The sequence below is a fragment of the Mycetohabitans sp. B2 genome (assembly GCF_021733735.1).
GTDB classification, from domain to species: Bacteria; Pseudomonadota; Gammaproteobacteria; order Burkholderiales; family Burkholderiaceae; genus Mycetohabitans; species Mycetohabitans rhizoxinica.
The window spans coordinates 89,960-111,717 of record NZ_JAHKSP010000043.1; the positions used below are offsets into that span (position 1 = coordinate 89,960).

Consider the following 21,758-nt stretch of genomic DNA (forward strand, 5'->3'; position numbering starts at 1 on the left):
CAATGCGACTCATACAAGATCCGCAAGGGTAATACACCCGCCGTCTTTACAAGGTTTCTAGTTTTGTTCGACCCATCTAAAAATTAGGGCCATTATTTCGCAAAGAAGGCATAGGCTTGCCGATGACTGAGCAGAACGCTGCATTCAAGGCGCATCATCGGCGTGCCGTCTTGCTGCGTTCTAGCACTGTGCCAAGCTGGCTTGCGGGAGGCACACACTGATTTTAAGTGTGTGCCTCCCTGAGGGCACATATTGCATCATGACTGACTGTGCAATATCTAGCCACTCATTTTTTAATAAAGTTCTGGCGACGTACGCACTGGCATTTTTACTTTAAAAACCTTGCCATCCGAAAGAAAGAAAATAACTCTAGCATCGTTGCCCGGCGTAATCAAATGAGTTGGTTTTTCAAACATTAAGTGGTATTTACCCGGAACCAGCGCAAATTCTCCTTTTGCCGGGATGGTAAATTTATCCAATTTAACCATTTTACTAGATTCTGCATCGTTTACAGTTTGATAGATCGCAATATTTTGATAATCTGGACTTTTGATCTTCGTGACATCAACTGGCTGTTCGGAACTGTTTTTCAAGGTGATATAGCCAGCAGCAGGCAGTGCATTAGGTAGCCAGCGTATCCATACTGACTTTTCCACCGATGTGATGTCAGTCGACACAGGCATTTTGGCAGATGCCGAGATAGGGGAAAGCCAAGTCAATACACCAGTTAACAGCAGAGCAAGCAATCTCATGATTTTTTCCTATTTAGATGGATGATTAAAAGTCCCGCTTAAATCGAAATTATAATTGGAGATTGAATTTGAGCCTTAACCTATTTCTCGCACCTCCTTTTTGGGTTCAATATATACAAGTACCTAAATGGCTAAACGTTACATAGCAGCGTAACCATCGAAGTCAAATTGCACAAATAGATAATTTTGATTGTGTGGTACTTAGCCAACACTTCTAGCTTGACCAAGATGCGGCCACCCCACGATCAAGTGCGCTCGTGTTAGATTTACTGGTTTAGGTGGTTTCACTTGAAAGCGATCCGCGTGCTTCTTGCGGTCATCGCACCGCGCCTGAGCATGACTTCCGTTGTGCACAGCCCGCGACGATATCACACCATTTAGCGGCTTCCGAATTTGATCGTTGACTATTGAATTTTCAGTCGTTCTCACCACAGTAAGGTTTAGTGCATGTCGTAATTCGTAACAAATGTGGCGCTTGCCAACCAGATCAACCTGAATAAAGCAAGCGGCATATTTCTAGATGCGATCTGCATATTGACTGGGCTTGAACGCGTCAATCCGCTCAGGGCCGCGATTAGCGACACGTCCATGCCACTGTACTTCGAGCGCCATTTGTAAACGTTGTCATGCTGCTGCCTAGTTCCGGCACAACTACGGTACCACCAGCCCCACCGCCGCGCGCTTGAGCGCATCCATGATCTAGCTGTCCTCAAATCTCGGCTACTTTATTCGGTGAAAAGCCATCATCGAGAAATTCTACTTTTGGTCCCAGCGGATTTTTAGAGAGGTTACCGTACCGTTCGCGTTACAAGGTCTGCAAGGTCGAGCACGCATTACACCGGCTGCGGCAGCATATCGCGCACACGCTATCGGAACGTCATCATGCGCGCGTAGGATCCGCGATATCGCACCACTGCTGCGCGTCTAACGCCATCACCGACACTTTTGCAAGCGTGTGCCCGCGGCGCAAGACCGACCAAAGACCACTCGTTGGTTCGTTATCGACGCTAGCGGGTCCGAATTCTGCTTTCTCTTGAAAGCGCAGCCACGCAGGTATTTCGATGGCACGACGGTACGCTTAACATTGTGCTTGCCCTCGCCGCATGCCGTTGATCGTCCAGTGTCCGGCTCGCAACGAAATTTGACTGAATCAGGTAGGCGTGCGCATTATCCGATGCGGCAAAGGATAATCTTCTGTCCGGCGTTGGCATAGCCCAGGCAGCTTTTACATGGCCGGAAGGTCCTTCCCGTCAGGACAGAATTGGCTAGCACGCTCGCCATGGCAGCACAGTTCCGTTACGATATTGATGACGGCAAGTTTGTCGCAGGAGCAGTCATGACGGAAGTTAACAAGGAGAATTTAATGTCGGATATCAAAACCGTCCTGTCGGACGCCGAGGACCTGCTCAAGCAAGCAGCAAGCACGACGGGCGAACGCGCGACCGAATTGCGCGAAAAGGCCCTGGCGCGCCTAAAGCAAGCCAAGGAAAAGGCGGCCGATGTTCAAGTGGTGGTCGTCGAAAAAGGCAAGAAGGCGGCTCGTGCCACGGACGATTACGTCCACGATCATCCATGGACATCCATCGGTGTCGCCGCCGGGGTCGGCATATTGATCGGACTGCTGATCAACCGCAAGTAGGGCTGGGTGCGACGACGCCTGCGCGTCGCGCCTGCCAGTACCTGGTGTTACCGCGTCCCGCCTGCGCGCGACGCGGTGGCTGATTGAACGTCCCGCCTGCCGCGCCCTGCGCAATCTGCTAATGAGCCACGACACTCAATCGTCACCGCCGAATCACGGCCCGCTGCGACGCCTGATCGGATCGGTCTTTTCCCTGCTCCAAACGCGTCTGGAGTTGATCGGTATCGAACTCGCGGAAGAAAAGGAGCGGCTGCTCGGTGCATTGTTCGCTGGCCTCGCGGCCATGATGTTTGCGACAATGGCGCTGATTACCCTCACCGTCCTGATCGCCGCGGCGTTCTGGGAAACATATCGATGGCAGGCGTTGGCTGGACTCACCGTGCTATACGTTATCGCGGCACTCGCCTGCGTGCACAAGGCGCGTTCGGGCGTGCGGCGCGCACCTCTGATTTTCGAGGAAACGCTAGCCGAATTCGATAAGGACCGTGCTATTTTCCGCAAGCCATCGCCATGAACCATCCCTATTCCAACGGCCGTCTTGCCCAACCAGCCTCAGTGCGCGGGTCGGGCGATCCCAAGGTGCGAGCGATCCGTAAGGAGCTCTTGCTGGCGCGCGCCGATCTCGACCGACTGGACATCGCTCAAGCCGGCCAAGAACTACGCCAAGGCGTCACAAAGTTCAGTTGGCTTGGCCGGCTGATGCCCGGCATCGGTCGGTTCCGCTCATTGCGCCGGCTTCCGGCCATCGGCGCATTGCTGGGTCAGCATCCGGTGCTCGGCTCGATCGCGTCGGCCGCGTTCTCCGGCCCCGTGCGTCGCATGGTGATGCGCAACGCCAAACCGTTGCTGAAATGGACCGTGGTAGGCACCATCGCGTGGCGCGGCTACAAGCTGTGGAAGGCGGTACGCCCACAACGCAGCATGCCAGCCGCCGCCGCGAGGCACACCGGCCCATCCGCGCACTCGCGTGATGCCCATAGGGACGCTTAGGACGTTCACGCTACGCGCGACTGCCACTCGTTGACGCGCTGGCATGCCGTAGTGACATCCCGCGCCGGCGTGGTTGCGCGCATCATCGAGCCCAGCAATACGCATGCTCGTGCCATCGTGAAAGGATGCCCGCTGGGTTCGACGGGCTGGCAGCGCCGCCGGCGGCCCCGGCAGCGCCGGAATTGCTTCGCTGCCCAGTGGCATCAAGCCGGAATGCACCGCACAGGTGATCGTCGGCCATCGGACCATCTTGCAGCGGCTCAGCTATCACAGAGTACCCGCCATTGGACCGCGTCGCGCCGGTAACCCGCAGCGCATAGGCGGCGCGCGCACCTGGCGGCACGCGCACCAATTCCGCTGGAAGGACAATGGGATCCGTGGCAACGCCAGCCCCGCCGAGCGCCGGCGCACGCTGTGTGTGTTGGATCTCGACATGGTGAGCGGCGCGGTAAACGGCGCTGACGGCAGCTACCCGCATGCCGCGACGCATTTGCTCACGATACACCGGCAACGCATACGTTGCGAGAATGGCAACAAGCGCCAATGCCACCGCCAGTTCGACCAGCGTCATGCCCCGGCGTCGCACCGTGCTCAAAACGGCCTGCGGGCCACGAACCGCCATCCAGTACGCACCGTCCGCGGCGTCTCGCCAACCCACATGATCGCCTGCAACCATATCTCGCTCTCCTCATCGACCGCGAAGCCGCGCGCGGTCAGCAGATAAGCGACCGCGCCAGCCTCCGAAACATTCACCGCCTCGATCAGGCACTGCGGTGCTCGCCCCCCGGCACGCCAACGACGCACCGGTTGTATCGCGCTATCGGCCTCCTCGTCGAATAGCGCGCGCTGATGCCATCCGGGCGCGGCCTGCATCGGGTCGGGTGTGGCACCATGGATCGGTGTGCCGATGTCATACGCATGCGTCACGTAACGTTCGCACCATCGCAGCGCTGAATCCGCCGCATGAAATGCTTCGATATGCGCGATGAATCCACGCTCCATGCGCGCCGTCGAGCGCAACGCGTCTAATGATGATCCGAGCAATGCGGTCAACGCGGCGGCGAATATCAACACGAACGGCAGCGCGCTGCCACGCTGCCTGAGCATCACACGTGTCATCACGCGCCGCCCGCAACGACGTTGCGAATCGCCACGCGGCGCATCCAGGCGGTACGGACCCGTCGATCGGCCGGCGTCACCCGATTGCCGTCGCAGTCGAGGTAGGCCGTCGGACGCGTGGCCACCGGTCCGCGCGACACGACGCAGACATCGATGGCTACGATACGACGCCAGTCCGACTCGGATAACGACGACGCGCGAACCGCGGCGTGAGCGCCGGCAAGCCAATAGGACAACCGTAACTGTTCGATACCCTCGACCAACGGCTGTGCCGCCACGTCGTGGCCATTGCCCCGGCAATAAAGCTCCGGTTGCTCGGGCGTACTCGCCTGCACGTAGAAACGCACCGCAATCGTATCGCCCGTCACGTTCTGGCCCAGGCAATCAGTGGGCCAGTTGTCTTTCGATGGCCAGGTCGCCACGGGGTCAGCCGCATACCGAAAAACCACGCCGTCCGAATCGTGCATGACCGCGCGGCACCGCCCAGCTTGCTCGCGCTCGGGTATGCCGCGCTCACAACCGAAGATCGGCGGGTCTCGGATCGTCTCATCCCCAACGGGTACATCGGATGCTTCGGCGGCCTGCGTCGCCGTTGAAGTCGTTGAGGCACGCCATGTCTGTGGGAAAGCTCGCGGCATTCCGGCAAGCCTTGCATGCGCCACAATGATCTCCAGCGCCTGTAGGCCGGCGGCCGCGGCTCGGCGGGTCTCGTCGACATGACCGAGCACCCCACTGAGCGTACCGTAGGTCCCAGCTAGCAAGAGCATGAGCATTAAGCCAATGGTCGATGAAAGGAGCAATTCCACCAGCGTATGCCCCTCATCGCGCCTGCGTGACGCGCTGATCATTCGAGAAAGCCCAGCGATAGGCAGCGGCGCACATATCCGTCGGGCGGCACGATCGTCCCGCGGCACGCTGCTGCCCGCTGCGACGCGTCGGTAGCCAGTTCCGACCATTCGAGCATGAGCACGTTGGCACCGTCCGGATCACGTTCCACCGTCACGGTACCGTCAAGCAGTTGGCGTGACGCATCCCGACTCGCATGCGCGAGCGCCACGGATTGCGGGTGTCCGGCGCGCATCAACTCGAGCGCGGCGTCCGCGATCAACGCCGCTCGCATGCGATTCGACAAAGCTTGATCCGAGCGCACCATCGCCTGCCACGCCGCGCCCACACCAACGATGGTCACCGCAGCCAATGCAGTGGCCATCGCGGCCTCGATCATCGTGGCACCGGTCACGCCCAGCCGCGGTACACGTAGCGCGCGCCATGGCGCCCGAGCCATGGGCGGAATCACGCCGGCCTTGCACAGCCGGCTCGGCAAGCCGCGCACAAAACTCATTTGCGATACGCATCGGCACGGATCAACGCACGGCCACCTGCCGCAAGGCGGACATGCAACGCCGCAATACGCGGTGACGCGCGCGCTGCGCGCACCGCAAAGCCACGAAAGGTGCCAACAGATAAGCCAGCAGGCGGCAGGAACCTCATCTCCGTCGTACTGCCAGTGATCGTTACCTCGCTCACAGCCGGTTGTGCGTGTAGCACGACCGGCCGCGCGCCGACGCCAGGCTGCCGGGCCTGCACCAGCCAGCCGCAGGACCAGTCCAGCGCGCCCGTGGCGCACGGTCGGCCGGGTAAGATGCACCGGCCCGCACCATCCGAGCGACAGACCGTCACCGGCGCCTGCCGCGCTACGGCCTCGCTGCGAGCCAACGACAACGTGCGTGCCAGTGCACGCGCCGCCGCCCGAATTTGCTCACGCGAACGCCATTCGTCGAGCGACGGGATGACCCATGCCGCTAACGCCAATGAAATCGCCATGACCGTGCAGATCTCGGTCAGCATGAATCCGCACCGCCGCGCGGCTCGATATCGTTCCACCGTCACGCCTCCTGGATGCTCGCGACACGCAACGCCCGATGCGTTGCCATTGACGAACACTGTAAGACGGCGCGCGGCGCGCAACAATTGACCGAATGGCCGACGGTGCCGGACCACAGGCTTATGCCCGCTTCGCGTCGCGGATTCTGAGCCGCAGCACGTCGAACTACACGCCGTGCGGCTCAATGGTGGGGTGGAACAGCGATATATAGAATGAGAAACGCGATGACGCCGTCAGAGGCGCCTACGATTGCCGCTTGCGCGAGGCAGGGCCGGGCGTGCCGGCTGCAGATCGACCAAACTCATCGATCAGATTCTTGAACTCGGACACGTCCTCAAAGCGCTTATACACCGACGCGAAACGCACGTAGGCGATCTTGTCGAGCTTGCGCAACGCGTCCATGACCAACTCGCCGAGCCGTTCGCTGCGCACCTCGCGCTCGCCGGATGCCAGCAACTGGTATTCGACACGCGCAACCGCTTCGTCGATCGCCTCGGCGGCCACGGGCCGCTTGCGTAACGCAAGCTGCATGCTGGACAAAATCTTGCGACGGTCGAATTCGACTCGCGTGCCATCCTTCTTGACGACCGTCGGCAGCGCAAGCTCGACCCGCTCGTATGTCGTGAAACGCTTGTCGCAAGCTGGGCAGCGGCGGCGGCGACGGATCGCTGCGCCGTCCTCCGACACGCGCGAATCCACCACCTGGGTGTCGTCGTGCCGGCAAAACGGGCAGCGCATAACGATTCGTCCCGCGGCTTACTTGTACACCGGAAACCGGCGCGTGAGTTCGGCGACCTGGCCGCGCACCCGCTCAATCGTCGCTGCGTCGTCCGGCTTGTCCAGCACATCGGCAATCAGATTGCCGACCTGCTCGGCCTGGGCGGGACCGAAACCGCGCGTGGTCATGGCCGGCGAGCCGAGCCGGATGCCGCTAGTCACAAATGGCTTTTCCGGATCGTTCGGGATCGCATTCTTGTTCACGGTGATGTGCGCGGCGCCCAACGCGGCTTCCGCAGCCTTGCCCGTGATCTGCTTCGCACGCAGGTCGACCAGCATCACATGGCTTTCGGTGCGGCCGGACACGATCCGCAAGCCGCGCTTGACCAGCGTTTCGGCGAGCACGCGCGCATTGTCCACGACCTGCTGCTGGTAGGTCTTGAACTGCGGCGCGAGCGCTTCCTTGAACGCAACGGCCTTCGCTGCGATCACGTGCATCAACGGACCGCCCTGGATGCCCGGGAAAATCGCTGAATTGACCGCCTTCTCGTACTCGGCCTTCATCAGGATCACACCGCCACGCGGACCGCGCAAGCTCTTGTGCGTAGTCGTCGTCACGAAATCGGCATGCGGCACCGGGTTCGGATAGACGCCGGCGGCAATCAGCCCCGCATAGTGCGCCATGTCCACCATGAAATAGGCGCCGACCGACTTCGCGATCCGTGCCAGGCGCTCGAAGTCGATGCGCAACGAGAACGCCGACGCGCCCGCGACGAGCAGCTTCGGCTTGTGCTGCTGCGCGAGCTGCTCGGCTGCGTCATAGTCGATGTCCTCGTTCTCGTTCAGCCCGTAGCTGACGACATTGAACCACTTGCCGGACAGGTTGACCGGCGAGCCGTGCGTCAGGTGGCCGCCGTGCGCGAGGCTCATGCCCATAATCGTATCGCCCGGCTTGAGCACCGCGAAAAACACCCCTTGATTGGCCTGCGAACCCGAATTGGGTTGTACGTTCGCCGCCTCCGCGCCAAACAGCTGCTTGACCCGTTCGATCGCCAACTGCTCGACCACATCGACATATTCACAACCGCCGTAATAGCGCTTGCCGGGATATCCTTCGGCGTACTTGTTGGTCAGTTGAGAGCCCTGGGCCGCCATCACCGCCGGGCTCGTATAGTTTTCCGACGCGATCAACTCGATATGGTCTTCTTGCCGGCGGTTCTCGTTCTGAATCGCCTGCCAGACCTGCGGATCGACGTTCGCAATGGTTTGCTCGGCTTTGTCAAACATGCGTCAATTCCCTTCAATGTTCAAACGGTTGACCGAATCGGTGCACTGTCGCGCCCACGGCAGAGATACGGTCCTGGAACGGCTTAGCGGAAAAAGACTTCCGATGACGCAAGGACAGGACAGCCCGGGTGACGCAACGACTGCGACCGGATCACGGCTGCCCAGGCGAACGGCAAGACTGCACCCCGCGCTTCACGGTGGTCGTTCCACCTTCGACTTGAAAGTCGCTATCGCCAGTTACGCAGGGTTAGGCGCGTTAGTGTATTGGAAGGATACTGAATAGGCAACTAAGCGTGGCATTTAAAAACGAGCATTCATTTTTCCATCATTGCGACGTCGCGACTGCCTGGACGCAGCGCAACACCGTTCACTACCCGAGACTGCCACACGCGTTCCGGTAGAATCCCGCGGATGAACATGATCTCGCCTGAACCAGCAGCCCAGCCCGGCTTTACGTGGCCAGTACGCGTATATTTCGAGGACACCGACGCCGGCGGCATTGTCTTCTACGCCAATTACCTGAAGTTCTTCGAGCGGGCCCGCACCGAGTGGCTGCGCGCATGTGGCATCGACCAGCGACGGCTGGCCGACACCCAGCAGATCATGTTCGTCGTGCGCAGCACCGCGGTCGATTACCGCGCCCCGGCGCGCCTGGACGATGTGCTCATCATCGACAGTCGCATCGAGCGGCTCGGCCCCGCCTCAGTCGATTTTTACCAACAGGCAAGCTGCAACGGCAAGGTGCTGTCCACCAGCACAATCCGCGTGGCCTGCGTCCAGCGCGCGACAATCCGGCCCGTGCCACTGCCTGACGCTGTACGCCAAGCGCTGCTGAGCGGCCCGCGCGACGCGGGGCTGTCAACGCTCGCACGCTGACATGCGTTGACACTGTACAGAACGTGAGCCGATCCGCTCCACCCAACGAATCCTCATGAATAACGCACAAGACCTTTCGATCATTGCGCTTGTATTGAACGCAAGCCTGCTGGCGCAAGCCGTCATGGCACTGCTGCTGTTGCTGTCGCTCATGTCCTGGACTTTCATCTTCCGCAAATGGTTCTCGATCCGTCGCGCCCGCGCGCAGACGGAATTGTTCGAGCGCGATTTCTGGTCAGGTGGAGAGCTGCAGTCGCTTTACCAGAGCGCGGCGAACAATCGTCATACGATTGGCGCCCTCGAGCGGATCTTCGAGTCAGGCATGCGTGAATTCCTGAAAGCCAAGGAAAAACGCGTCGCCGACCCCGGTGCGATACTGGATGGTGCACGTCGCGCGATGCGCGCCGCGTTCCAGCGCGAAATGGATGCGCTCGAAGCCAATCTAGCGTTTCTTGCGTCGGTCGGCTCGGTGAGCCCGTACATCGGCCTGTTCGGCACGGTCTGGGGCATCATGAACGCGTTTCGCGGGCTTGCGAACGTGCAGCAGGCGACGCTGGCCAGCGTCGCGCCCGGCATCGCGGAGGCGTTGGTCGCCACCGCCATCGGCCTGTTCGCGGCCATCCCGGCGGTGGTCGCCTATAATCGCTACGCACACGACATCGACCGCCTGTCGATCCGCTTCGAGACCTTCATCGAAGAATTCTCAAACATCCTGCAACGGCAGACTCACTGACGGAGAACCCGATGGCCGGCACTCCGATCCGCTCCAGTCTGCGCGGCGGCCGTTCGCGCCGCGCGATGTCCGACATTAACGTCGTTCCATACATCGACGTGATGCTCGTGCTGCTCGTCATTTTCATGGTGACCGCTCCGCTTGTCGCGCCGTCAATCATCAACCTGCCCACGGTCGGCCATGCTGCGCCACAGGAGCAGACGCCGCCCGTCATCGTCAATCTCAAGCCTGACGGCACCATGAGTGTTAAATACAAGAACGACGCGTCGGGCGCCACGCAGGAATTGCCGATGACGCTGGCCGACCTGAACCACTTTGTCGCCGACCGGGCGCAGACCCACCCCGACCAGCCGGTCGTGATCGGCGCGGACAAGTCGGTCAAATACGAAATCGTGATGAATGTCATGTCGGAGCTGAAAGCAAACGGCGTGAAGCGTGTCGGGCTGCTCGTCAAGCCGAAATGAAGCCGAAAGCAGGATATCCGTTTGAACCGCCACGGGAACGCGGCACGCTGCGCGCACTCGCGCTCGCCGCGTTGATGCACGTGCTGCTCGCGCTCTTTCTGTACCACGGGATGAAATGGCAAAACAGCACGCCTGCCGGCGTTGAAGCAGAAATCTGGACGCAAGTGCCGAGCACGCCGGCCCCGCTCTCCCCTGCCCCCGCGCCGGCGCAACTCGCACCACCGCCAGCCCAGCGCGAGGAAGCAGACATCGCATGGCAACAGGAAAAGCGGCGCAAGCAACAAGAGGCGCAACGCCAAGCGCAGTTGGCCGAACAGGAGCACGTGCGCAGGCAAGCCGAGCAACAAGCCGACGCGCACCGCCAGCAGCTCGCCGCGCAAAAAGCAGCGGCCGAGAAACTCAAGCAGCAGCTCGCGGAGCAGCAACGGCAAGAGGCGCTGAAAAAGCAGCAAGCGCTGGAAAAGCAGGAAGCGTTGAAGGCGCAGCAGTTGAAAGAGCAGCAGGAAAAGCTTGCGCTGGCCCAGGCGAAAAAACAGCAGGAGCAACAAGCGGCCAAGGCCAAGCAGGCGGCCGAGCAGGCCGCGCGCCAAAAGCTCGACCAGGCGCGTCGGGCGCGGCTGGCGCAGTTGCAGGGCTTGGCCGGCGATGCGCCCGGGGGTAACGGACTGGCCAAGAGCGGCACAGGCACGGGAAGTGGCGGAACCGCAACGTCGGCTGGCTATGCGGACAAGGTGCAGCGCCGTGTGCGGCCCAATGTCATCTGGTCCGGGCCCACTGAAGGGCTGGACACGCTGATTGCCGTACGCTGCGCACCCGATGGTGCACTGCTCGACGCGCGCATCGCGCGCAGCAGTGGTAACGCGCAGTGGGACGACGCAGCGCTGCGCGCGGTCCAGCGCTCCGATCCGATGCCGCTAAACACTCATGGCAAGGCGCCGGCAAGCTTCAATATCCGGATGCGGCCTGCCGGCGGATGATTGATCGTTGACTGCGGCGCATCCGCATGCACGCTTGCGAGGCTCACGGCGCGATGGCGCCAAGGGAACGATCGCCCCGTTTCACGGTCTGTGCCGTGTTGCGGAATCGTCAACAACGTAGTCAGGCAAACGTAGGAAAAGCATGAGTTTGATCAAAAAACTGGGGCTAAAAACGCTAGTTGCGTCATTACTCGTCACCGCCGGCGTATCGGCGCGCGCCGACCTGACGGTGCTCGTCACAGGTGTCGGTTCGACCCAGTTCCCGATTGCGGTAGCAAGCTTTGCAAACGAGGCCAGTTCGCCGCAGCAGGTCGCGGCGATCGTGCGGGCCGACCTGGCTCGCAGCGGCAGGTTCAGCAACATCGACGCGGGTAGCGCGCCGGTGTCCGAGTCCGACTCAGTCGATCTCGGCGGCTGGAAGGCCAAGGGGGCAAACGCGTTCGTCGGCGGCAGCGTCACGCGGCTCGCGAACGGCCAGTATGAAGTCCGATTCCGCCTGTACGACACGGTCAAGCAGCAAAGCTTGGGCGGGCTCTCCCTTGTGAGCCCGGAAAGCGGGCTGCGCATGAGCGCGCACAAGGTCGCCGACTACATCTATCAGAAGCTTCTTGGCTCGCGCGGGATGTTCGCCACGCGGCTATCGTATGTGACGCGTCACGGCGGACGTTATCAACTCAAGATCTCCGACTCGGACGGCCAGAACGAGCATATCGCGCTGACGAGTCCGGAGCCGATCATCTCTCCAACGTGGTCGCCGGACGGCACGAAGCTCGCCTATGTATCGTTCGAAAGAAAGAAACCAATTGTGTACATCCACGACCTGCCAACCGGCCGGCGCGTGATGGTATCCGGCCAAAAGGGCAACAACAGTGCACCGGCGTGGTCGCCGGACGGCACGAAACTCGCGGTAGCGCTGTCGCTAACCGGCAATACGCAGATCTTTATCGTCAACGCCGATGGCTCCGGCTTGCGCCGCCTCACCCGCGGCCATTCGATCGATACCGAGCCGGCCTTCTCGCCGGACGGCCAGTCGATTTACTTCACCAGCGACCGCGGCGGCCAGCCTCAAATCTACAAGATGCCCGTACAAGGCGAATCGGTAAACGCCGCGCAGCGCGTGACGTTCAACGGCAGCTACAACACCAGTGCACGCGTCTCGCCAAACGGCAAGGAGCTTGCGTACATTTCGCGCGTCGGGGGTGCATTCAGGCTGTATCTGCAAGACCTGTCGACGGGGTCCGCGACGGCGCTCACCGATACGACGCGCGACGAATCACCGAGTTTCGCTGCGAATGGCCAATACCTGCTCTACGCGACGCATGTCAATGGCCGTCAGGTGCTGGCCGCGGTTTCGACCGACGGCAGCATACGGCAAGTGTTGTCGATCCCGGGCGGCGGCGTGCGTGAGCCGTCCTGGGGCCCTTTCATGCAATAATCACAAGGAGAGCTTCAAATGATGTCCAAACTGCGTATTGTTTTTGCAGCGCTGCTGGTGGGCGCATTGGCGGCGTGTCACTCGGGTGTCAAGCTCGACGAAGGCGCTAACGCCAAGGGGGGCGCCTTGAGCACGCAACCGCAGCCGACCGACGTGCAGCAAGTCAATGTTGACGAGCTCAACCACCCGAACAGCCCGCTCGCCAAACGCAGCATCTACTTCGATTTTGATAGCTACACCGTCAGCAATGAATATCAGCCGCTGCTGCAAGCCCACGCGCAATACCTGAAGGGCCATCCGCAACGCCACGTGCTGATCCAAGGCAACACCGACGAGCGCGGTACCAGCGAATACAATCTGGCATTGGGCCAAAAGCGTGCCGAGTCGGTGCGTCGCACGCTGGCACTGCTCGGGGTAAACGACAGTCAGATGGAAGCGGTGAGCCTGGGCAAGGAAAAACCGGCTGCGACGGGCCACGATGAAGCATCGTGGGCACAGAATCGCCGTGCCGATCTCGTTTATCAATAACCGACGGTGACTGACGCATGAAAGTCTGTTTCAGGGGGCTGCGCGTCGCTGCAGCCGTAGCTGCGACGGGCGCCGCGCTTGCCGCGTCGCCCGCGCACGCTGGTCTGTTCGACGATAACGAGGCACGGCAGGCAGTGCTAGATCTGCGCGCGAAAACCGACTCGTTGTCAAACCAGATGAGCGCGGCGCAGCGCACAATACTCGATCAATCGAACCGCCTTGAACAACTGAACCAGCAGGTGGCAACGTTGCGCGGACAGAACGAGGACTTGGCCAATCAAGTCGCCGCGCTGCAAAAGCAACAGCGTGACTACTACATCGACCTGGACGCCCGGCTAAAAAAGTTCGAGCCTCAGCAACAGACGATCGATGGCGTCCAGGGCGAAGTACAGCCAGGCGAAACGGACGCGTTCAACGCAGCGCTGCAACTGTTCAAGAACGGCGACTTCAAGGGCGCGACGTCGGGATTCAAAGCGTTCGTGTCGAAGTATCCGAACAGCCCCTATCAACCGACGGCACAATACTGGCTCGGCAATGCATTGTACGCGCAGCGCGACTACAAGGCGTCGACGACGGTATGGCAGGGTGTCGTGACGAAGTACCCTACACACCCGCGCGCGCCCGAGGCATTGCTCGCCATCGCGAACAACCAGTTGGAGCAAGGACAGAAGGTAGCCGCGAAGCGAACACTGGGACAAGTGCTCGCGCAGTACAGCGGATCGAACGCCGCGCAGGCGGCACAAAGCCGTTTGTCGCAGATCCGATAGGGCTAGTACCGGTCGGCGGCTCGCCGCAAGTCGCTCGCTTGACCAATCGTTCTTTTATCGATATACTTTTCGGCTCTTTGGGTCGTTAGCTCAGCTGGTAGAGCAGCGGACTTTTAATCCGTTGGTCACTGGTTCGAATCCAGTACGGCCTACCAAAGAAATCAAGGGCTTGCACGTGAGTGCGAGCCCTTTTCCATTGGGCGATGCGTTTGTTATTAGATAGCGTCTAATACCGAGCGGTCCCGTGTTCATTGCTGCGTGTAGTTTTCGTTTTCAGACCGCTGGCTTCGGCGCAAGCCGTTCCTGTCAGTCAAGCAAATTTTTTACGCCCATAGGTTTTGCGCTGCCATCGCTACGATGGTCGCTTGCTTATGGTCGGGTGGCACGCAGCTATACAGGACCTGAAAGGGAAAATCTGCGGGCGGCCCTACGACCGTGTTCGAATGCCCGGCCGCCTCTCTGGACAGGGGGCGAAATTGAACGATTCGTAGGGGGCTAACATGGCCGCATGCCCCCCTTCTCTTCAACCCTTTCAATGGGGTGAAATAGGTCTTTCCCAGATTGTCCGCATGGGGCACGCGAGCGTGCCGTGCCGAATATCATGAAAACCGGTTCGCGAGCGCGGCGATTAACGTTCGCATCGAGCGCGCAAAGCTCGGCAATCTTGGGTATTGGCGTGTTGTGGGCGAAGGCGTCTGCGAGATGAAGATCGACGTTGGTCTAGGCTACCGCGCCTACTTCGTGCGGCGGGGCAAAATCATTGTCGTGCTGCTGTGCGGTGGCGACAAATCAACGCAGAAAAAGGACATCAAACTGGCGAAAAAGCTTGCCGGCGAACTGGAGGATTAAGTATGAAAATCAGCGAACTGACTGAATTCGACGGCTCGAAGTACCTAAAGGACGAGGAAACGGTTCGTCACTACCTGGCGCAAGCGTTCGAGGATGGCGATCCGCGCCTGATTCAAGCCGCGCTCGGGAACGTCGCGAAGGCGCGCGGCATGACCGCGCTCGCGCGCGAGTCCGGTGTGAAGCGAGAAGCGCTCTATCGGGCTCTGTCGGAAGGTGGGAACGCGGAGTTCGCAACGGTCATGAAGGTAGTGCGCGCGTTGGGACTGCATCTGACCATCATTGCATCGCCCGTGCATGCGGCGGAACCCGCGCCGGCGCCAACTCGGGCGCGCGCGCGTACCGCCGCGCACGCGTAACGTCATTGGCGGCTAAACGCGATCGGTGTCGCTGGCGCAATGGCGTTTGGACCGAGGCGCGCCTGCCGCGGCTGGATTGCGTGGCGCCCGAATACGCGTGCGGCAGTGTCCGACATGCCAAACCCGCCCGCGTTGCTTGGCACGATGCTGAGCAGTTGCAGTGGCACGCGATGCGCAGCAAGCAAATCGTCGCGTGTCACGTTCTTGATATTGAAGAACTTGTCTTTGGCGGCCACTTCCGACACCGGAATCAGCTGGATCCCGTCCTTCTTGCCATGGGGCGCGTAGTAAAAGAGGTTACGGAAATTGCCCGGCCCCTTCGCGCTTTTGAGCGCCGCGCGCATCTCGTCGATATCGTCCTGATTCTGTGCCGGATCGGTCACGTACAGAATAAAGCCGGCATGGCTGCCGTTCTCGTAGTAGCGACGGCGAAACAGTGTTGACGACTCGTTGAGCCACGCCGCGTGCAGCGCGACGAGGTACTCGGACAAGCCGTACACCTCATTCACGTCCGGCTCGACTAAATGGTGAATTGTGCCGGGCGTGAACTCTTTACCAAATCGCCGACATCCTGGGGTTTGTTAAAAAGAAGGGACAAAGCGATGAAAACCGATTCGGCGATTTGACCCGCGCAATCGAAATCATTGCCGAGCACGGCCGCAATCAAGCCGAACAAATTGAGGTCTTGCATAGTCTTCCGGTCCAGCTTCAGGGCTCCACGCTCATGCGCGAAGTGGCCCAGATTTCAGTTGCGCTTAACAGCACGGCGTGCAACACAATGCTATGTGGTCGTTCTCCCAAATTAAGTACCTGCTTGGCGTTGCTTTAACTGGTATCGGGCTTGGCGATGCAGACTTACCACGTCCCAAGGATTTGTAACGCGATGCCGCAATATCACTTCTTCAACCGCCACGCCCTGGATGATGTCCAACATCGCGTTATGATGCGCTGACAAGCCGCTAGCCGACTGGACGTCAAACTCACGGTATCCTGGATCCCTATGTATGGCGCTCACCACGGCGTCCAGCAAAGCAGGACGGGGCGCCGGCACCCGTTCAGCAACGCGTAACCAAGCTTTGCCAGCTTCTAGCCGATGTTTGGGTGAAAGCAAAGTGTGCATTTGCCCACCCAATTCAGCAACGGGCTCGCTTTGACGATGAGCAGGAAGTCGCTCGATGCGTTCGAGCAAGCTGATGAAGCCTTGGAAATTCTTTACGCGCGGGATTGATTCCAATATCCACTGAACTTCCCGCGTTATCTCCAGTTGCGGGGCGGCTTCATAGTGCAAACGCTTAGATGCTTGAGATACAGTCGCAAGCGTTTTGGCGTCCATATGCTGAAAAATTTCTTGCAACGTCTCATTAGGCAGTGTCTCGAGGCGACTTGGAGACGAAGTTGGCACTTGCTTGTGGGAAATAGGGCTGTCCGCTACCTTCTTATTGGACGTTTTTTCGTACATGCCGGCAGCCGATCGTCGCGCTGGGTTTTTTAACTGAGACAGCACATTGTGCGTTGGCTTCTGACTCGGCACGCCGTGCTCAGCCGGATTGGCGGCGTTGCTCGTGCTTGGCTGATCGGTATTTTGTCGCCGGCGCCCCATCGAAAGAACATTTAGGCTAGGTAAGCATCCGCGCATCCATTTCTCCTTAATCAAAAAAGCTTAGGTGGCGACCGAAAAAACGCTCGCTCCTATTCAATAGGGCGATAGGTGACACGGCGTACGATGGCGGCCGACATGCTTGTCCTATTAGGATGGCGCTTGGCGACGCACGTGCCGCGGCGTGCGCGAAGTCAAGTCAGCCCCAGCGAACGGTAGTCTGCGACGCGTGAGCGGGTCCCGGACGCTTTATCGCGCTGCGCCTATCGCAGCCCCTCTGCGCAGGCCATGCCGTGGCGACGCTATTCGATGTCCTTGTGATATTGAATGAAGCCGGCATACGTCGCGAGGTTGTCATACAGTGCGCGACGCGGCAAGCGGCCGGACGGTCACCGGCGCACCGGCACGCCGAGTTGCCGCCTGCTGTGCGCGGATCGCCGTGAGGCAAAGGCGCTGCGCGCATTGCGCATCGAAGTTCTGTGGCGACAGCCATGCATCAAACGCCGCGGCAAGCGCGCTCCATTCGCTATCGATGATCGAAAACCACGCCGTGTCGCGGGAGCGTTCCTTATAGACGACGGCTTGCCGGAACGTGCCCTCGTAGCGAAAGCCGAGTCGAACAGCCGCCTTGCGTGATGGCGCGTTCAGGTTGTCGCACTTCCACTCGTAGCGACGGTATCCTAGCGTGTCGAACACGTACTTCATTAGCAGGTACTGTGCTTCGGTCGATGCCGGTGTGCGCTGCAGCTCCGGCGAGAATGCTACCGAGCCCACCTCGATGACACCGTTTGCCGGATCGATGCGCATCAAGGCGAGCGTGCCGACCGCCCGGCCGCTTGCCAGATTGATCACCGCGAAATGCAACGGATCCGTGCTCGCAGCGGCACTTTCGGCGTAGCGCCGATAACTGATCTCATCGTCAAAAGGTCCGACCGCCAAATACGTCCAGTCCCGGCCGTCGGGCGCTTTTGCGTACGCGCCGTACAGCGCTAATGCATGCCGGTCTGGCTGCAACGGTTCGAGCCGGCAATAGCGTCCATGCAGCGTAACGCGCTGCGGGTATGCGCGCGCGGACCAATCGGCAAGCGGCCGCCCGATCGGCTGGCCAAATCTGTTCGTCGGAGCGGACAAGGTCGTTCTCTCATCGGTGACGGCCGGCGTCATGCCGGTTGGGTTTGACGCACATCTTAGTCATCCAGCGATACCGCGAGAAGAGCCAGGATCGGCGGTTTTCATCGTACCAGCCGCAGTGGATGGCGCAACGGGCGCGCCCGGCGTGCGAAAAAATCGACGGCAACGCTGCCCATCAGATCGTCGCGGTCCGTTGCCGCTTCATCGAGATGGTTGCGCGAACCCGCGCCTTCACTGTTGACGGGTACGCCGGATCGGCCACTCACAGCTGTTGATCAGGCCTGCATAGGCACGACTGACCAGCAGCCCGTCGCCGTGCCCGTGCAGGTGGAGGCGCAGCCGGACCAGTAGGTCGTACTCGATGGCCGTAGGCGACGATCGTCCCGCGCTGCACCTGTACGGAGCGTGCACGACAATGGCCTGCACGATGCTACCAAGCACGTCACGCAACACCGTGCAAGCGCAACCACGTCAAGCACTCACCCCATGCCTGCGCAGCGTCGGCTGGCTGGTAGCTCGCCCGATAGTCGGCAAAGAATGCATGTCCGGCGTGCGGATAGACATTAATACGCGATGACCTGGCAGCGGGACTACCCTGCTCGAGTCCGGCGTGCATCGCGCTTAGATGCGCCACCGGCACAATTGGGTCCTGTCCGCCATACAGGCCCAGTACGGGCGCGTACAGTCGGGAAGCTACGCTGACCGGATGGACGGGCGTGCAGTCCATCACGTCGCCATCGAGCCGACCGTACCATGCCACGCCCGCCTTGACGCCCGCGTTATGCGCCGCATAAAGCCATGTGATACGGCCACCCCAGCAAAAACCTGTGACACCCAACCGACCGACGTCCCCGCCCAGCACACCGGCATGCGCTGCGACCGCGTCGAGGTCGGCAATCACCTGGGTATCGGCGGTTTGGGACACCACCTCGCGCATCAGTTCAGGCAGTGTCTGGTACGCTGAAGCATCGCCACGGCGCGCAAATAGGTCTGGTGCAAGCGCCAGATAGCCCAGCTTAGCAAAGCGCCGGCATACGTCCGCGATGTGCGCATGCACGCCGAATACTTCCGACACAACCAGCAACACCGGATGCAAGCCACCGCCCGAACCGGGCTTCGCAAAATAGACCGGAACCTCGAAGCCGGCCGACGATACGCTCGTTTCGCCCACCACCAGTCCTTGCGCGTCGGTATGGATCGTGGTGCCTTGCACCGGCGCGGCCGCCGCCGATACGCGCTCGTGCGCGCCCATCGCGGTACGCGCACTGTTCGACTTGAGCTTCGGGTCGTCCATTCGACTGTCCTTCATGCTCAGCGCGGACCAAATCCGCGATACGGCAGTAGCGGCACCAAGTGCTCGAGTTCGAGCATCCCGGCTTTGACCAGCGGCAACGACTCGATCATCGCGCGGGCCGCCGGCTCGGAATCGGCTTCGAGAATCGAGCAGGCCCCGCGCTTGTCGCCGCGATACCAAATCTGGCGCACCGAACCCTCGATGTACAGCGTGCGGGCACGCTGGGCCTCGTCCTCGAGCAGCGGGGCAAAGTCCTCATCCGAATAACGATCCGTGCACAAACGCGACAGGGCAAGAAATTGCATCATGCGACTCCATGATTCAGCGTGCGTCGAGTGTAGCGGCACGGCGATGTGCCGACAATGCACGCAATGCCCGCATGTCGTTGACTTCAGGGCAACGCTTGCGCGGGTGACCCTGCTCCTGCACGCCCTGCCCGCGGGGATCGAGGCCACGTTGCGGGAAATGCGCGGAGAATCGGCCGGGCCCGACCATGGGTTCATCCAACGGATTGCGCCTGAGCACATGCCGGAACTGTCCCGTTTGACACGAAATGGTTGTGGGCCAGGGTCAACGCTCGTGAATAGTGGGCAGAGTGCTGGATCGACGGCGGCGTCGAAAATCGAATATAGACGATTACCGTATTTAAAAGTCTGCAGCATCTACGTTTTGAGTCATGGCGCCTTCCGTCTTTACATCTATCAAATATAAGCAGACAATGCGCTTTCTAGCACCGTATGCATGTTATAGCATCGTATGCGCGTTACCACAGGCCGCTGCATGGTGTGTACGCAACAACTAGAAAAATTATTTGGTCACACATTCGCTCCTTGAATGAAGCGCTCTTGCCTGTCATCGCTGTTTGAAGAACAACGATTATTCACAAAAATGAAAATAAACATAAATCAATGCAGCATTACATCCAATAAATTGCAACTTTGTGCATGTCGATTCGAAATTTGTCGGTTTAAATTAGGTCTGCGCGCTTGGCTTTTTTGAATAGCTTCTCTATAGTTGAACTACTTTATCGTTAGACAAGCATGACAGTTGGTACTGAGTACCGTTAACCTCTGTACATATCCGCTGTTTATGAAGCCATGAGGTGATTTGCTAACAGGACAGGTGCATCTCAAAAAAGATTTGGTTTTACGAAAGTAATGTCTGGAGCGAATGGAAATGACGAAGTGCTTCCTGCTATACCTATCCATCCTGTCTGCGTTCCTTCCCTCTCGACGCTGGATTTAATTTAGATACTGTGAGGCGCTTACGCTGCACGTAGCACATTTACATCACCATTACTTTGGCGTCTTGCATGCAAGCTTGATCCGTACTCGTCAGTTTCGCTACGGTAACTATTTTTGAAGTCATGCTGAGGCAGGCATCCATCGCCCCCTCAGGGGTAGTTGCACGCTTGCCGTATGCTGTAAAGCTGAGTGTTTTGAACGTCTGAATGTTTTAAGCGTATATGCAGTGCAGTCAGAATTCATTTTCCTTCTTTTTAGGCACTACCACCATATCAACCAGCGGAAGTAAAGGAGTTAATGTATGACCAATCCCTTTGATGACCCAAATGGAAGCTTCTTAGTACTGGTTAACTCCGAGAATCAGCATTCATTGTGGCCAAATTTTGCCGAGTTGCCTGCAGGCTGGCAAGTGGTGCACGGACCTGATACACGCCAAGCTTGTCTTGATTATGTCAACACGCATTGGACTGACATGCGGCCCAAAAGCCTAATTGAAGCCAAGGATGATTGAGCCAAAGCGCCGGCGCGGCTGATCCGCTTACATGATAAGCGAAGTTACTTTTTTGTCACTTTTTGACTGAACCATATTGATATGAAAATCCTTGGCATCAATTCCGCCTATCATGAATCTTCCGCGTCGATTGTCATCGACGGTAAAATCGTAGCGGCAGTCGAAGAAGAGCGATTCACCCGAATCAAGCATGCGAAAGAAGCCTGTGTAAGTGGCCCGGCTGAGCTACCGAAAAACAGCATACAGTTTTGCCTTTCTCATGCAGGATTAAAAGCCACGGATTTGGATGGGATCGCCTACTCGTTTGATCCCGCCCTCAGAAAGCGTGAATTCAAGCTCGATTCGCTCAGCCTACCGGGTGATTGGGGAAGTGCGGAGGGAGAGGAAATTTTCCTTGCCAAGCTCCAGCAAGTTCCCGGTGCAATCGATGCGCTGTTAGACCACCAGTTTGGCAGCAAATTAGTCTTTGTTCCGCATCATATCGCTCATGCCGCTTCGACTTTCTATCCGTCTGGTTTCGCTCAGGCTGCGATCCTTGTCGTCGACGGGATCGGCGAATCAGGCTGTACTTTGCTGGCGCGTGGGGACGGCAATAAAATAACGACAC

Annotated in this window: 26 protein-coding genes, 1 tRNA gene, 3 pseudogenes and 1 riboswitch; of the genes and pseudogenes, 15 read left to right on the forward strand and 15 right to left on the reverse strand. The window is 59.4% G+C overall.

The features are described 5' to 3' along the window. Positions 1-293 precede the first annotated feature (293 nt). A complete protein-coding gene (locus KPG66_RS08830) occupies positions 294-752 on the reverse strand; it encodes a copper chaperone PCu(A)C (protein ID WP_237070680.1) in 459 nt (152 codons plus the stop codon). 1,336 nt (positions 753-2,088) lie between these two features. On the opposite strand from KPG66_RS08830, the gene KPG66_RS08835 reads away from it, so the two are divergent. The 3 genes from KPG66_RS08835 (at position 2,089) to KPG66_RS08845 (ending at position 3,381) form a co-directional block, all read left to right on the forward strand. Then, positions 2,089-2,391, forward strand: a complete 303-nt coding sequence (locus KPG66_RS08835) for a DUF883 family protein (protein WP_041754360.1) — start codon at positions 2,089-2,091, stop codon at positions 2,389-2,391. Between the two features lie 121 nt (positions 2,392-2,512). Then, positions 2,513-2,905 carry a phage holin family protein gene (locus tag KPG66_RS08840; RefSeq protein WP_237070681.1) on the forward strand — a complete coding sequence of 131 codons (393 nt, stop codon included), beginning with the start codon at positions 2,513-2,515 and terminating at the stop codon, positions 2,903-2,905. Further along, positions 2,902-3,381 (forward strand): DUF3318 domain-containing protein, encoded by a 480-nt coding sequence (locus KPG66_RS08845; RefSeq protein ID WP_237070682.1) that lies wholly within the window; start codon positions 2,902-2,904, stop codon positions 3,379-3,381. Before KPG66_RS08840 ends, KPG66_RS08845 begins: the two co-directional genes overlap by 4 nt. An 82-nt stretch (positions 3,382-3,463) precedes the next feature. On the opposite strand, the gene KPG66_RS08850 is transcribed toward KPG66_RS08845, so the two are convergent. The 7 genes from KPG66_RS08850 to glyA all read right to left on the reverse strand — a co-directional run bounded on the left by KPG66_RS08850 (position 3,464) and on the right by glyA (position 8,389). Then, complete coding sequence (locus KPG66_RS08850; protein ID WP_237070683.1) at positions 3,464-4,003, reverse strand: type IV pilin protein; 540 nt, start codon at positions 4,001-4,003, stop codon at positions 3,464-3,466. After that, a complete protein-coding gene (locus KPG66_RS08855; protein ID WP_237070684.1) occupies positions 3,973-4,500 on the reverse strand; it encodes a pilus assembly PilX family protein in 528 nt (175 codons plus the stop codon). Before KPG66_RS08855 ends, KPG66_RS08850 begins: the two co-directional genes overlap by 31 nt. Continuing rightward, positions 4,500-5,267 (reverse strand): PilW family protein, encoded by a 768-nt coding sequence (locus tag KPG66_RS08860; protein ID WP_237070685.1) that lies wholly within the window; start codon positions 5,265-5,267, stop codon positions 4,500-4,502. The genes KPG66_RS08855 and KPG66_RS08860 overlap by 1 nt, the downstream gene beginning before the upstream one ends. A 77-nt stretch (positions 5,268-5,344) precedes the next feature. Beyond that, positions 5,345-5,842, reverse strand: a complete 498-nt coding sequence (locus tag KPG66_RS08865) for a hypothetical protein (protein ID WP_237070686.1) — start codon at positions 5,840-5,842, stop codon at positions 5,345-5,347. Further along, positions 5,839-6,384 (reverse strand): GspH/FimT family pseudopilin, encoded by a 546-nt coding sequence (locus tag KPG66_RS08870; RefSeq protein WP_237070687.1) that lies wholly within the window; start codon positions 6,382-6,384, stop codon positions 5,839-5,841. The genes KPG66_RS08865 and KPG66_RS08870 overlap by 4 nt, the downstream gene beginning before the upstream one ends. A gap of 244 nt (positions 6,385-6,628) precedes the next feature. After that, positions 6,629-7,123: a transcriptional regulator NrdR gene (gene nrdR, locus KPG66_RS08875; RefSeq protein WP_013435780.1), complete on the reverse strand. Its 495-nt coding sequence runs from the start codon at positions 7,121-7,123 to the stop codon at positions 6,629-6,631. Positions 7,124-7,141: 18 nt separating this feature from the next. Next, the gene (gene glyA, locus KPG66_RS08880; protein ID WP_237070688.1) at positions 7,142-8,389 is read right to left on the reverse strand and encodes a serine hydroxymethyltransferase; all 1,248 of its coding nucleotides are present in this window, start codon (positions 8,387-8,389) and stop codon (positions 7,142-7,144) included. Between the two features lie 152 nt (positions 8,390-8,541). Next, positions 8,542-8,640, reverse strand: a riboswitch (ZMP/ZTP riboswitch). 151 nt (positions 8,641-8,791) lie between these two features. Between glyA and ybgC the strand changes: the two genes are divergently transcribed. From ybgC to KPG66_RS08930, 10 genes and pseudogenes are all read left to right on the forward strand, one after another. Further along, on the forward strand, positions 8,792-9,265 hold the full coding sequence (gene ybgC / locus KPG66_RS08885; protein ID WP_041753696.1) for a tol-pal system-associated acyl-CoA thioesterase: 474 nt from the start codon (positions 8,792-8,794) through the stop codon (positions 9,263-9,265). Between the two features lie 55 nt (positions 9,266-9,320). After that, on the forward strand, positions 9,321-9,998 hold the full coding sequence (gene tolQ, locus KPG66_RS08890) for a protein TolQ (protein WP_013435784.1): 678 nt from the start codon (positions 9,321-9,323) through the stop codon (positions 9,996-9,998). An 11-nt stretch (positions 9,999-10,009) separates the two neighbouring features. Then, entirely contained in the window at positions 10,010-10,462 is a 453-nt protein-coding gene (gene tolR / locus KPG66_RS08895) for a protein TolR (protein ID WP_237070689.1), read from the forward strand. Then, a complete protein-coding gene (gene tolA, locus KPG66_RS08900) occupies positions 10,459-11,439 on the forward strand; it encodes a cell envelope integrity protein TolA (RefSeq protein WP_237070690.1) in 981 nt (326 codons plus the stop codon). The genes tolR and tolA overlap by 4 nt, the downstream gene beginning before the upstream one ends. 142 nt (positions 11,440-11,581) lie before the next feature. Further along, positions 11,582-12,874 carry a Tol-Pal system beta propeller repeat protein TolB gene (tolB, locus tag KPG66_RS08905; protein WP_237070691.1) on the forward strand — a complete coding sequence of 431 codons (1,293 nt, stop codon included), beginning with the start codon at positions 11,582-11,584 and terminating at the stop codon, positions 12,872-12,874. An 18-nt stretch (positions 12,875-12,892) separates the two neighbouring features. Further along, entirely contained in the window at positions 12,893-13,402 is a 510-nt protein-coding gene (gene pal, locus KPG66_RS08910) for a peptidoglycan-associated lipoprotein Pal (protein ID WP_237070692.1), read from the forward strand. Between the two features lie 17 nt (positions 13,403-13,419). Further along, complete coding sequence (ybgF, locus tag KPG66_RS08915) at positions 13,420-14,169, forward strand: tol-pal system protein YbgF (protein WP_237070693.1); 750 nt, start codon at positions 13,420-13,422, stop codon at positions 14,167-14,169. A 79-nt stretch (positions 14,170-14,248) separates the two neighbouring features. Then, positions 14,249-14,324, forward strand: a tRNA-Lys gene (locus KPG66_RS08920). Between the two features lie 463 nt (positions 14,325-14,787). Continuing rightward, positions 14,788-15,018: pseudogene (locus tag KPG66_RS08925) on the forward strand (type II toxin-antitoxin system RelE/ParE family toxin); the annotation flags it as partial. A 2-nt stretch (positions 15,019-15,020) separates the two neighbouring features. After that, the gene (locus tag KPG66_RS08930) at positions 15,021-15,374 is read left to right on the forward strand and encodes an addiction module antidote protein (protein WP_013435791.1); all 354 of its coding nucleotides are present in this window, start codon (positions 15,021-15,023) and stop codon (positions 15,372-15,374) included. Between the two features lie 56 nt (positions 15,375-15,430). On the opposite strand, the pseudogene KPG66_RS08935 reads toward KPG66_RS08930, so the two are convergent. The 7 genes and pseudogenes from KPG66_RS08935 to KPG66_RS08965 all read right to left on the reverse strand — a co-directional run. Then, positions 15,431-15,898: pseudogene (locus tag KPG66_RS08935) on the reverse strand (phage portal protein); the annotation flags it as partial. Continuing rightward, the gene (locus KPG66_RS08940; protein WP_237070695.1) at positions 15,895-16,065 is read right to left on the reverse strand and encodes a hypothetical protein; all 171 of its coding nucleotides are present in this window, start codon (positions 16,063-16,065) and stop codon (positions 15,895-15,897) included. The gene KPG66_RS08940 and the pseudogene KPG66_RS08935, both read right to left, overlap by 4 nt. A 111-nt stretch (positions 16,066-16,176) precedes the next feature. Then, positions 16,177-16,833: an F-box protein gene (locus KPG66_RS08945; protein ID WP_237070696.1), complete on the reverse strand. Its 657-nt coding sequence runs from the start codon at positions 16,831-16,833 to the stop codon at positions 16,177-16,179. A 504-nt stretch (positions 16,834-17,337) separates the two neighbouring features. Then, a pseudogene (locus KPG66_RS08950) lies at positions 17,338-18,135 on the reverse strand (GNAT family N-acetyltransferase); the annotation flags it as partial. A 409-nt stretch (positions 18,136-18,544) separates the two neighbouring features. After that, positions 18,545-19,396: a dienelactone hydrolase family protein gene (locus tag KPG66_RS08955; protein ID WP_237070697.1), complete on the reverse strand. Its 852-nt coding sequence runs from the start codon at positions 19,394-19,396 to the stop codon at positions 18,545-18,547. Between the two features lie 17 nt (positions 19,397-19,413). Further along, positions 19,414-19,701 (reverse strand): muconolactone Delta-isomerase family protein, encoded by a 288-nt coding sequence (locus KPG66_RS08960; RefSeq protein ID WP_237070698.1) that lies wholly within the window; start codon positions 19,699-19,701, stop codon positions 19,414-19,416. Positions 19,702-19,717: 16 nt separating this feature from the next. Further along, positions 19,718-19,903: a hypothetical protein gene (locus KPG66_RS08965; protein ID WP_237070699.1), complete on the reverse strand. Its 186-nt coding sequence runs from the start codon at positions 19,901-19,903 to the stop codon at positions 19,718-19,720. 1,038 nt (positions 19,904-20,941) lie between these two features. On the opposite strand from KPG66_RS08965, the gene KPG66_RS08970 reads away from it, so the two are divergent. Continuing rightward, positions 20,942-21,151, forward strand: coding sequence for an MbtH family protein (locus tag KPG66_RS08970; RefSeq protein ID WP_237070700.1), 210 nt, complete (start codon positions 20,942-20,944; stop codon positions 21,149-21,151). An 81-nt stretch (positions 21,152-21,232) separates the two neighbouring features. Further along, positions 21,233-21,758 (forward strand): carbamoyltransferase N-terminal domain-containing protein (locus tag KPG66_RS08975; RefSeq protein WP_272907054.1); only part of this gene is annotated, 526 nt, incomplete at its 3' end.